Here is a 10,805-nt window from a genome sequence, read left to right on the forward strand (position 1 = left end):
GTTAAGGGAGTGCCGGTGGCAGGCTTTCGTTAGCGCTACTGGGTGCCGCGGACGCTATCCGCCTAGCCCAGCAGGCCCGCTTCGCGCAGCGCGGCGCGCACCACTTCGTGGTATTGCGCGTCGAGCGGCGTGAGCGGCAGGCGGATTCCGCCCTGCACACGACCCAGTTGCTGCAGTGCCCATTTGGCCGGAATCGGATTCGATTCGATGAACAGGTTCTTATGCAGCGACAGGAGTTTCAGATGAATTTCACGCGCGGTCTTCGCATCCGCAGCCAGGGCGGCCTTGCAGAGCTCGCTCATCGCGCGCGGCGCGACGTTGGCGGTGACCGAAATATTACCGTGGCCGCCCAGCAGCATCAGCGCGATCGCGGTGGGATCGTCGCCGCTGTAGATGCCGAAGTGCGACGGCGCGGACTTGATCAGATGCGCGGCGCGATCGATATTGCCGGTCGCTTCCTTCACACCGATGATGCCCGGCACCTGCGCGCAACGCAGAATGGTTTCGTTGCTCATGTCCGCAACGGTGCGGCCCGGCACGTTGTACAGAATGACCGGCAGATCGACGGTTTCGGCGATCTTCGCGAAGTGGCGATAGATGCCTTCCTGCGTCGGCTTGTTGTAGTACGGCACGACCTGAAGCGTGGCGTCGGCGCCGACTTCCTTGGCCTGCCGGGTAAGTTCGATCGCCTCTGTGGTGGAGTTGCCGCCCGAGCCTGCGATCACCGGAATCCGGCTCGCTGTATGCTCGACTGCGGTCTTGACCATCAGCACGTGTTCTTCGACCGACAGCGTGGCCGACTCGCCGCTCGTGCCGACCACCACGAGAGCGTTCGTGCCCTCCGCGACGTGCCAGTCGATCAGTTTGCGAAACGCCGGCAGATCGAGGCCGCCGTCTTCGAGCATCGGGGTGATGATGGCAGGAATGCTGCCGCGAATCTGAACGCCGGTGTTGCTGCCTTGGTTGCCGCTGTGGTTGCCGTTAGTCATGAAACGCCATGAATTTGATCAGGTAAACCGCGATTGTAGCGGATTAGCCAGCCAACTCGTAACAAGGCGGGGGTGCCGCCTGCGCGGGGTCGACTGAGCGCTCCGCCTCCAGAATTGCGCAGATCCGCTGGACGTAGGCCGGGCGCGGCTGCGCGAGAAAACCGTCCTGAAAAGCGACGACCCGGAGCCGGCCGCGCACGCGGTCGAGGAGCTCGCCCGGCGCCAGCAGAAACGCCGGATTAGAGGGTTTGCCGACGCTTTCGTTTCCTTGCGCGAAGGTCTCGTAAACCAGTACGCCGCCGGGCGCGAGCGCGTCCAGAAGCTGCGGAAAGAGCGGCCGGTGCAGGTAATTCGTCACCACGACGGCGGCGAATTTTGCGTCAGCCGGCAGAGGCCACGCGGCGCTTTCGAGATCGGCCTGGAGTGGGGTGACGGACGGCTCGCCGCGCAGCGCGTCGAGCGCCGCCGCGTCGCGGTCGATGGCGGTCACCGGATGCCCCAGCGACGCAAAGAAACGCGCATGCCGCCCCGCTCCGGACGCGACGTCGAGCACAGCACCGCCCTTCGCGACCAGATGCGCCCAATCGCGCACCCACGGCGACGGCTCGCCCAATCCATGCACGGCGGCAGCAGCGGAAATACTCATGAGATCAGAGCCGCTCGTCAGTTGTACGAGAGCCCCATGGCTTCCCGTACGTCGCGCATCGTTTCCGTGGCGAACCGGCGGGCCTTGTCGCAACCGTCGGCAACGATCGCGCGCAACAGTGACGGATCGTCCATGTACTTCTGCGCGCGCTCGAGCATGGGCTGCTGCTCGCGCAGGATGCCTTCGATCACGGGTTGCTTGCACTCGAGGCAACCAATGCCGGCCGTGCGGCAACCCTTCTGCACCCATTCGTGGGTGGCTTCGTCCGTGTAGACCTGATGAAGCTGCCACACCGGGCATTTGTCGGGGTCGCCCGGATCGGTGCGGCGCACGCGAGCCGGATCGGTCGGCATGGTGCGGACTTTCTTCGTGATGGTCTCCGCATCTTCACGCAGGCCGATCGTGTTGCCGTACGACTTCGACATTTTTTGGCCATCGAGACCCGGCATGCGCGACGCTTCCGTCAACATCGCTTGCGGCTCAACCAGAATGATCTTGCGCGAACCTTCGAGGTAGCCGAACAGGCGCTCCCGGTCGTTCATCGACAGGCTCTGCGACTCCTGCAACATGGCGCGCGCCTGTTCGAGCGCTTCGTCGTCGCCTTCCTGCTGGTAAGCGTTGCGCAGCTCGTGGTACAGCTTGGCGCGCTTGCCGCCGAGCTTTTTCGCGGCGTCGTTGGCCTTCTCTTCGAAGCCCGGTTCGCGGCCGTACAGATAGTTGAAACGGCGCGCGATTTCGCGCGTCATTTCAACGTGCGGCACCTGGTCTTCGCCAACCGGCACGAGCGAGCCGCGATACAGCAGAATGTCCGCCGCCATCAGCACCGGATAGCCGAGGAAGCCGTAAGTGGACAGATCCTTGTCCTTCAGCTTCTCCTGCTGCTCCTTGTAGGTCGGCACGCGTTCGAGCCAGCCGAGCGGCGTGCTCATGCCGAGCAGCAGCGCCAGCTCGGCATGCTCGGGCACCTTGCTCTGAATGAACAGCGTGGCCTGCGCCGGATCGATGCCGGAGGCCAGCCAGTCGATCAGCACGTCCCAGACATTCTTTTCGATCACTTCGGGCGTTTCGTAGTGCGTCGTCAGCGCATGCCAGTCGACGACACAAAAAAAGCACGGGTACTCGGACTGCAGCCGCACCCAGTTTTTCAGCACGCCGTGATAGTGGCCGAGGTGCAACGATCCGGTGGGCCGCATGCCGGAGAAGATACGGTCTGGGAACATGGTTATCTAGAAAAGCGAAACAAGGGGAGTCAGAATGGCGGTGATCGCGCTATAGCCGATCGTGACCAGCGGGTTCAGCCAGTATCGCGTGAGCGTGCCCGTCATGACCAGCGCCATCACGACGAAAAACCCGTACGGTTCGAGGCGCGACAGCGTGATGGACTGCCGCGGCGGCAGCAGGGCCATTAGCACACGGCCGCCGTCGAGCGGCGGCAGCGGAAACAGGTTGAGCACGCCGAGCACGAGGTTCACGCCGACGCCCGCGCCCGCCATGCGCGTGAAGAACGGCTCGTCCACGTTCATGACCGCGAGCGCGACGCCGAACAGCCCCCAGATCACCGCCTGCACGAAATTGCAGGCCGGGCCCGCGGCGGCGACCCACAGGCTGCCCCAGCGCGGATTGCGCAGGTTGCCGAAGGCGACCGGCACCGGTTTGGCATAGCCGAACATGAATGCGCCGCTCGTGGCGAAGTACAACAGCAAGGGAATCGCGATCGTGCCGAGCGGATCGATGTGCCGCATCGGATTGACGGAGACGCGGCCGAGCACATAAGCGGTATTGTCGCCGAGCCAGCGCGCGACGTAACCATGGGCGGCTTCGTGCAGCGTGATGGCGAAAATCACCGGCAGCGCGTACACCGCAATGGTCTGTATCAGGGAAGAATCCATAACTCGTTATTGTAACAACGCGATTGCGTGCGTCTGTCCGCTTTCACTCATGCCGTTTCTTCGAGGCCGAACGGCGCCAGCGACCCACGCCCCGGCCGCACCAGCACCGGTTCCGCGCCGGTCAGATCGATCACCGTGGACGGCTCGCACGCGCACGGACCGCCGTCGATCACCAGATCCAGTTGCTTCTCGAGGCGCTCGCGGATTTCTTCGGGGTCATTCAACGGCTGGGTTTCGCCCGGCATGATCAGGGTCGAGCCGAGCAGCGGCTGGCCGAGTTCTTCGAGAATCGCCAGCGTGATCGCGTGATCCGGCACGCGCAGCCCAATGGTCTTGCGCGACGGATGCGACAGGCGCCGCGGCACTTCCTTGGTGGCTTGCAGGACGAACACGTACGGACCCGGCGTCACCGATTTGATCAGCCGGTATTGGCGGTTGTCCACCATCGCGAAATTGGCGAGTTCCGACAGGTCGCGCACCAGGAGCGACAGCAACTGCTTCTCGTCGAGTCCGCGAATGCGTCGCAGACGCTCGACCGCGTCCTTGTCGTCCAGATGGCAGGCGAGCGCGTAGCTCGAATCCGTCGGCAACGCGACCACGCCGCCATCGTTGATGATCTGCACGGCCTGCTTGACGAGGCGCGGCTGCGGGTTATCAGGATGAAGCCGGAAGTATTGGGACATGGCGGCTAACGTTAGCTCACGGATGGAAGGCGGACGGTCGGCAAAGCGGGCTGCGGCTGAGCGTCGGTCGAAAATATGCGCCTTGCCCGGCCGCTTTTCGTCGACGACGTGCCGCGACGGCACGGCGCGCTCACAGCCAGCGTTCCCAGACGGGCTTCAGATCGGCGGGCAGCGGCGGCAGCGTGCCGAGATCGACGCGGCCTTCGCCCGGGGCATGGAAGTCGGACCCGCGCGACGCCTCGAAACCGAAACGGCGCGCGACATCGGCGTATTCACGGTACTGGTCCGGCGTGTGGCTGCCCGTCACCACCTCGATCGCCTTACCGCCGAGATCGATGAACTCGGCAAAAAATGCGTCGAATTCGACCGGCGAGTAAGCGTAGCGACCCGGATGCGCAATGATCGCTTCGCCGCCGGCGGCCTGAATCCAGCCCACCGCGTCGGCCAGCTTGGCCCAGCGGTGCGCCACGTAGCCCGGTTTGCCGTCGCCGAGAAAGCGGCTGAACACGTCCTGCGTGGAACTGGCGTAGCCGCTTTCCACCATGAAGCGCGCGAAATGGGTACGCGAAATCATGTCCGGATTCGACACATATTTCAGCGCGCCCTGATAGGCGTCGGGAATGCCGAGCGTGGCGAGTTGCTCGCCGATCGCCTCCGCCCGCGCGGCGCGGCCGTTGCGCGTACGCGCGAGGCCGTCGATCAGGATCGAACTGGTGGGATCGATACCCAGCCCGACGATGTGCACCGTGCGCGACGCCCACGTGACCGAAATCTCGACGCCGCTCAGATAGTCCATGCCGAGCGCCTCGGCGGTGCTTCGCGCTTCGTGCTGGCCGCCCAGCTCATCGTGATCGGTCAGCGCCCACAACGTCACGCCGCCCGCATGCGCGCGGCGCGCGACGTCGGCCGGCGCGAACTGGCCGTCGGAAACGGTGGAGTGACAGTGGAGGTCGGCGTTCATCGTCGTCTTGAAAAGGTTCTGCGCTCATTTTACTGCAACGCAGTAAGCGGACGCAGAGCTATCTCACAACGGACGCCCCGAAGCGGCTGCCCCGGAACCCGAGGACTTCTCGAAAGCGCTACGCGCAGAATCCCTCGATCAGCGCGGCCACCTGCTCCGGCTGGTCGTGATGCACCATGTGCCCCGCTCCGTCGATGATTTTCTCGCGCCAGTCGGGGAACGCCTGAAAACGCGCCTTGAATTCGTCGAGTGGAATCTCGCCGGCAATCTGCGCGAGCGTCGGCGAATTGGCGGCTTCCACGTGCAGCACCTTCGCGCTTACCTTACGCCAGGTCGCCATCACTTCGTCGAGACGGTACAGCGCCGGGCCACGCAGCTTGTGCGCGGGATCGGCGAGCAGCATGAAGCGCCCTTCGCCGTCCGGCTTCGACCAATGCTGCGCGAGAAACTGCGCGCGCTGCGGATCGAGGCGCGGATTGGTCTTGATCAGGCGCGCGGCGACGTCGTCGAGCGACGCGTAGCGCTTCAGTTGCGGCGGATCGCGCAACTCGTCGAGCCAGTTGCGCAGGCGCCTGGGCGCTTGCGCCGAGTGCGACGGCGCAAGACCGAAGCCTTCCAGATCGACCACCCGCCGCACCCGCTCCGGCCGCACGCCCGCATACACGCAGGCGATGTTCGCCCCCATGCTGTGGCCGACCAGATTCACTTCGCCGGTCGGCGCGTAGTGGTCGAGCAAGGCGTCGAGATCGGCCAGATAGTCCTGAATCCAGTAGTTGCCGCCGCCGTGCTCGGCCACCGGCCAGTCCGACAGGCCAAAACCGCGCATATCCGGCGCCAGCACCTGCCAGTCGCCGCCCAGCGCATCGACGACGAACTGGAACGACGCGGCCACGTCCATCGAGCCGTGCAGCATGAAGAGCATCGGCGCATCCGGATGGCCCCAACGCCGCACATGCAGGCGGATGCCGCGCACGGCGACGAATTCAGACTGGGAAGTGTTCATGAACGGCACGTCCAAAAAAACGAATGGTCGTTCGATTATAACGAGATAGCCCGCCTATGCGCGCGCCGGATGGTGAAGTAAATCTCAATCGCCGGACAAGAGCGGCGCCGGGACGCGGTCCGCATCGCATCCGCGCGGACCTTGCCGCGAGCCGCGAAGCGAGCACCTCGTGGCCGGGCCAAGCGGCTCAACCACACAACCGTTTACAATACCCGATTCGACCATCCAACGCGCCCGATGCGCCGGCGAGGCCGGACAGCCCGGTGAGACCAACCGTTCCGGGCGATCCGGCGCCCTGTCCAGCGCACGCAGCGACCGATCAAGAGGAGACACCGTGACCATTTACAAGCTTGGCGAAGCCGCCCCGACCATCCATGAAAGCGTCTTTGTCGCGGATTCGGCGAGCATCATCGGCAACGTGACGCTCGGGGAGAACGCCAGCGTCTGGTTCGGCGCGACGATTCGCGGCGACAACGAGCCGATCACCATCGGCGCCGCCAGCAACGTGCAGGAAAACGCCGTGCTGCACACCGACCCCGGTTTTCCGCTCACGATCGAGCCGAACGTTACCGTCGGCCATCAGGTCATGCTGCACGGCTGCACGATCAAGGAAGGTTCGCTGATCGGAATTCAGGCCGTGGTCTTGAATGGAGCGGTAATCGGCCGCAACTGTCTGGTCGGAGCGGGCGCCATCGTCACCGAGGGCAAGGTGTTTCCCGACAATTCGCTGATTCTCGGCGCGCCCGCCAAGGTGGTGCGCGAACTGACCGAGACGGATATCGCCAACATGCAGCGCGGCGCGGCAGTTTATGCCGAGCGCCGCGAATACTACAAGGCGCAGCTCGTGCGCATCGGCTAACCAGCCGGAGCGCGCGGCGCGGCATCCTGCTGCGTCATTTGACCGAGGAAAAGTTGTGAGCGACCAGTTGCAAAAATTCATGTTCAGCGCGGCGCCAGTGCGCGGCGAGATCGTTTCCCTGCGCAATACATGGCAGGAAGTGCTGACGCGCCGCGACTATCCGGCGCCGGTGCGGACGGTTCTGGGCGAAATGATGGCGGCGTGCGCCCTGCTGTCGGCGAATCTCAAGTTCGACGGCACGCTCATCATGCAAATTTTCGGCGACGGCCCGGTCAAGATGCTGGTGGTGCAATGCGGCTCCGACCTGTCGATGCGCGCCACCGCCAAGCTATCCGGCGAGGCGGCCAACGTGATCGGCGAGACGGCCAGCATGGTCGACCTGCTCAACGCAAGCGGCCACGGCCGCTGCGTGATCACGCTCGACCCGGCCAGCAAGCAGCCCGGTCAGCAGCCGTATCAAAGTATCGTGCCGCTGTCGGGCGTGGACGGCCCGCTCAACTCCATGGCCGAAGTGCTCGAACATTACATGCATCACTCGGAGCAGCTCGACACGCGCCTGTGGCTCGCGGCGAACACCGAGCGCGCGGTCGGCATGCTGCTGCAAAAGCTGCCGGGCGACGGCGGCATCGTGCCCCATCCGGGCGATCTCGACGCGGACACGTGGGAGCGCGTCTGCACGCTGGGCGGCACGATGTCGCAAGACGAGCTGCTGAAGGAAGAACCGGAAACGATCTTCCGGCGTCTCTTCTGGCAGGAAAACGTCCAGCATTTCGAACCGGCCACGGCGCGCTTCGAGTGCACGTGTTCGCGCGAAAAAGTCGGCGGCATGCTGAAGATGCTGGGCCGCGAAGAAGTCGACGGCGTGCTCGAAGAGCGCGGCCATGTCGAGATTCATTGCGAGTTCTGCAACCAGCGTTACGAGTTCGATCCGGTCGACGTGGCGCAACTTTTCGTCGCCGAGGCGCTCTCACAAGGTGTGACGCCCGCGGCTGAACAGCGGCACTAAACGAGTCGCCATTCGGCGCGCGGATTGCATACGCGCCGAACGGCGGTTCATCACGCCTGCATCACGGCAGTAAAAAAATACCGCGCCGCCCGCTGCCTTTTCAGGGCCCGGGCGGCGCAGTATCTTTGATCATTGCGTTGAATCATTGGCGGTGCGCGCGGCGCATGATTTGCTTAGGCATCCGACCGATGGAGATCGAACATGAAACATCCTACTTCGTTGATCGCGCTGCTGTGCCGTGCGCGCACGGTGGCTGTGCTGGCTGTCGTCGTCGGCAGTGGCGCGCTGGCGGGCTGCATGATGGACCCGCCGGGGCCGTCGCCGATTTATAGCCGGCTGCCCGCCGACCAGTCGGGCATGGCCGCCACCGCCCAACCGCTGACGCCTGAAGAACGCCAGCGCTATGACGCGATCGATCGCCAGGTGATGGCCGAGCAGAATCAGGCGATTGCGGCCGACAACGCAGCGCAAGCCTGGTCGCGTTACTACACGCCACCTGTCAGCGTGTACGGCAGCTATTACGGCGGTGGTTGGGGACACGGCTGGGGTACAGGTATCGGCGTCGGTTACGGGCCGTATTGGGGCTGGTGAGCGCCCACAGGCTCTGATGTGCACTGCGGAAATCGCGGCGCGGCGTGCGGCCGCGAGGGTCAAAGAAAAAGGCACGGTTCTCACCGTGCCTTCATTGCATCCGTCGTACTGAACCGTTGCCGCGCTACGGCGACGCTTAGTGCGCAGGCTTCTTATCTTTGGCAGCAGCCGCCTTGCCGCCATGCTTGCGATCCGGCTTGGCGCGCGACTCCGGATTCGGCACGACATGCAGCGGCGCCGCCGACATCTCGCCCCGTGTGGAGGTCGTGACCGAAGGCGTGTTCCCCGACGGCAACGGCGCGTTCGGCGAGACGAACTGCACGAACACCTCGCCGTCCTTCACCATGCCCATCTCATAACGCGCCCGCTCTTCGACCGCGGACGTGCCGTTCTGCAAGTCCTGCACTTCGCCTTGAATGCGTTCGTTGCGCAGTTTCGAATCGGCATTCTTTTGCACCTGCTGCGCCAGTTGCTGCTGCAACTCGTGCACGCGCAACCAACCGCCGTGCCCCCACCAGAGCGGGTACTGGATCAGCGCCAGTAGAACGATCAGGACAGCAGTGACAAGCCGCATGAAGTAAGCACAATAAATACACGCCGCCCTGCGCTATACGCAGGGCGGCGGGTTCAATCAGAAACGAAGACGAAGGATAACCGGCTCATCGGTCAGCGCCAGCACACCAGCCATTAGCGCAGATTGTAGAACGCCGACTTGCCAGGGTAGCTGGCGATATCACCGAGGTCTTCTTCGATGCGCAGCAACTGGTTGTACTTCGAGATGCGGTCCGAACGCGACAGCGAACCCGTCTTGATCTGACCGGCATTCAGGCCGACCGCGATATCCGCGATCGTCGAATCTTCGGTTTCGCCCGAACGGTGCGAGATCACTGCGGTGTAGCCGGCGCGCTTGGCCATTTCGATCGCCGCGAAGGTTTCCGTGAGCGTACCGATCTGGTTGATCTTGATCAGGATCGAGTTGGCGATGCCCTTTTCGATGCCTTCCTTCAGGATGCGCGTGTTGGTGACGAACAGGTCGTCGCCGACCAGTTGCACCTTCTTGCCGAGCTTGTCGGTCAGCGTTTTCCAGCCGGCCCAGTCGCTTTCGTGCATGCCGTCTTCGATCGACACGATCGGGAACTTGTCGGCCAGGTTCGCGAGGTAGTCCGCGAATTCCGTGGACGACAGTTGCAGGCCTTCGCCGGCCAGTTGATATTTGCCGTCGTGGTAGAACTCGCTCGCCGCGCAGTCGAGGGCGAGCAGCACGTCTTCACCGGCGCGGTAGCCGGCTTTCTCGATGGCTTGCAGAATGGTCGACAGGCATTCGTCGTTGCTGCCGAAGTTCGGCGCGAAACCGCCTTCGTCGCCCACTGCCGTGCTCATGCCGCGGTCCGACAGGATCTTCTTCAGCGCGTGGAACACTTCGGCGCCGCAGCGCAGTGCTTCGCGGAAGGTCGGCTGGCTGACCGGCACGATCATGAATTCCTGGATGTCCAGGCTGTTGTTGGCGTGCGCGCCGCCGTTGACGATGTTCATCATCGGCACCGGCAGTTGCATCGCGCCCGAGCCGCCGAAGTAGCGGTACAGCGGCAGGCCGGCTTCTTCAGCGGCAGCCTTCGCAACGGCCATCGAAACAGCCAGCATCGCGTTCGCGCCGAGGCGCGACTTGTTGTCCGTACCGTCGAGTTCCAGCAGGGTCTTGTCGAGGAAGGCCTGCTCGGAAGCGTCGAGGCCCATGATCGCTTCGGAGATTTCGGTGTTGATGTGCTCGACAGCCTTCAGCACGCCCTTGCCGCCGTAACGGCCGGTTTCGCCGTCGCGCAGTTCGATTGCTTCACGCGAACCCGTCGACGCGCCCGACGGCACCGCGGCGCGGCCCATCGTGCCCGACTCGAGCAGCACGTCGCATTCGACGGTGGGGTTGCCTCGCGAATCGAGAATCTCTCGACCGATGATATCTACGATAGCACTCATGGTTTCCTCAAGAAATGACGTTGAATTCTTTACTGTGACACTGTATCTGGCGCCTGACGATCCGGAGTCAGCGCTTCATCGCTCACTTCGGTCCCGTGCAGAGCACCGGTCTCCCCGGCAAACTACCCGCGCGCAGATACGTTCGACGACCATTGCGTGCATTCGCCGCGTGCCACGATTGTGCGTACCGATCGTGACACGCGGTGA

Annotated in this window: 12 protein-coding genes; 3 read left to right on the top strand and 9 right to left on the bottom strand. The window is 63.9% G+C overall.

All coding sequences use genetic code 11. From position 1 onward, the window contains the following. Positions 1 to 62 precede the first annotated feature (62 nt). The 7 genes from dapA to B0G81_RS17730 all read right to left on the bottom strand — a co-directional run bounded on the left by dapA (position 63) and on the right by B0G81_RS17730 (position 6,171). Positions 63 to 989, bottom strand: a complete 927-nt coding sequence (gene dapA, locus B0G81_RS17700; RefSeq protein ID WP_134137815.1) for a 4-hydroxy-tetrahydrodipicolinate synthase — start codon at positions 987 to 989, stop codon at positions 63 to 65. 43 nt (positions 990 to 1,032) lie between these two features. Continuing rightward, on the bottom strand, positions 1,033 to 1,635 hold the full coding sequence (locus B0G81_RS17705; protein WP_134137816.1) for a class I SAM-dependent methyltransferase: 603 nt from the start codon (positions 1,633 to 1,635) through the stop codon (positions 1,033 to 1,035). Between the two features lie 17 nt (positions 1,636 to 1,652). Beyond that, positions 1,653 to 2,855 (bottom strand): tryptophan--tRNA ligase, encoded by a 1,203-nt coding sequence (locus B0G81_RS17710; RefSeq protein ID WP_106279479.1) that lies wholly within the window; start codon positions 2,853 to 2,855, stop codon positions 1,653 to 1,655. Between the two features lie 6 nt (positions 2,856 to 2,861). Further along, positions 2,862 to 3,524 carry a site-2 protease family protein gene (locus B0G81_RS17715; protein ID WP_134137817.1) on the bottom strand — a complete coding sequence of 221 codons (663 nt, stop codon included), beginning with the start codon at positions 3,522 to 3,524 and terminating at the stop codon, positions 2,862 to 2,864. A gap of 47 nt (positions 3,525 to 3,571) precedes the next feature. After that, on the bottom strand, positions 3,572 to 4,207 hold the full coding sequence (locus B0G81_RS17720) for an L-threonylcarbamoyladenylate synthase (protein ID WP_106279782.1): 636 nt from the start codon (positions 4,205 to 4,207) through the stop codon (positions 3,572 to 3,574). Positions 4,208 to 4,337: 130 nt separating this feature from the next. Next, on the bottom strand, positions 4,338 to 5,168 hold the full coding sequence (locus B0G81_RS17725) for a 3',5'-nucleoside bisphosphate phosphatase (protein WP_116117699.1): 831 nt from the start codon (positions 5,166 to 5,168) through the stop codon (positions 4,338 to 4,340). 118 nt (positions 5,169 to 5,286) lie between these two features. Next, positions 5,287 to 6,171, bottom strand: coding sequence for an alpha/beta hydrolase (locus B0G81_RS17730; RefSeq protein WP_134137818.1), 885 nt, complete (start codon positions 6,169 to 6,171; stop codon positions 5,287 to 5,289). A 334-nt stretch (positions 6,172 to 6,505) separates the two neighbouring features. Between B0G81_RS17730 and B0G81_RS17735 the strand changes: the two genes are divergently transcribed. From B0G81_RS17735 to B0G81_RS17745, 3 genes are all read left to right on the top strand, one after another. Next, positions 6,506 to 7,030, top strand: coding sequence for a gamma carbonic anhydrase family protein (locus tag B0G81_RS17735; RefSeq protein ID WP_116117700.1), 525 nt, complete (start codon positions 6,506 to 6,508; stop codon positions 7,028 to 7,030). A 55-nt stretch (positions 7,031 to 7,085) separates the two neighbouring features. After that, positions 7,086 to 8,036 carry an Hsp33 family molecular chaperone HslO gene (gene hslO / locus B0G81_RS17740; RefSeq protein WP_012433546.1) on the top strand — a complete coding sequence of 317 codons (951 nt, stop codon included), beginning with the start codon at positions 7,086 to 7,088 and terminating at the stop codon, positions 8,034 to 8,036. Between the two features lie 201 nt (positions 8,037 to 8,237). After that, the gene (locus B0G81_RS17745) at positions 8,238 to 8,627 is read left to right on the top strand and encodes a hypothetical protein (RefSeq protein WP_134137819.1); all 390 of its coding nucleotides are present in this window, start codon (positions 8,238 to 8,240) and stop codon (positions 8,625 to 8,627) included. A 136-nt stretch (positions 8,628 to 8,763) separates the two neighbouring features. Here B0G81_RS17745 and ftsB read toward each other — a convergent pair whose 3' ends face one another. Beyond that, a complete protein-coding gene (gene ftsB / locus B0G81_RS17750; protein ID WP_106279469.1) occupies positions 8,764 to 9,201 on the bottom strand; it encodes a cell division protein FtsB in 438 nt (145 codons plus the stop codon). Between the two features lie 113 nt (positions 9,202 to 9,314). Further along, the gene (eno, locus tag B0G81_RS17755) at positions 9,315 to 10,598 is read right to left on the bottom strand and encodes a phosphopyruvate hydratase (protein WP_012433549.1); all 1,284 of its coding nucleotides are present in this window, start codon (positions 10,596 to 10,598) and stop codon (positions 9,315 to 9,317) included. Positions 10,599 to 10,805: the final 207 nt, after the last annotated feature.

The organism is Paraburkholderia sp. BL6665CI2N2 (assembly GCF_004366535.1).
Classification (GTDB): Bacteria; Pseudomonadota; Gammaproteobacteria; order Burkholderiales; family Burkholderiaceae; genus Paraburkholderia.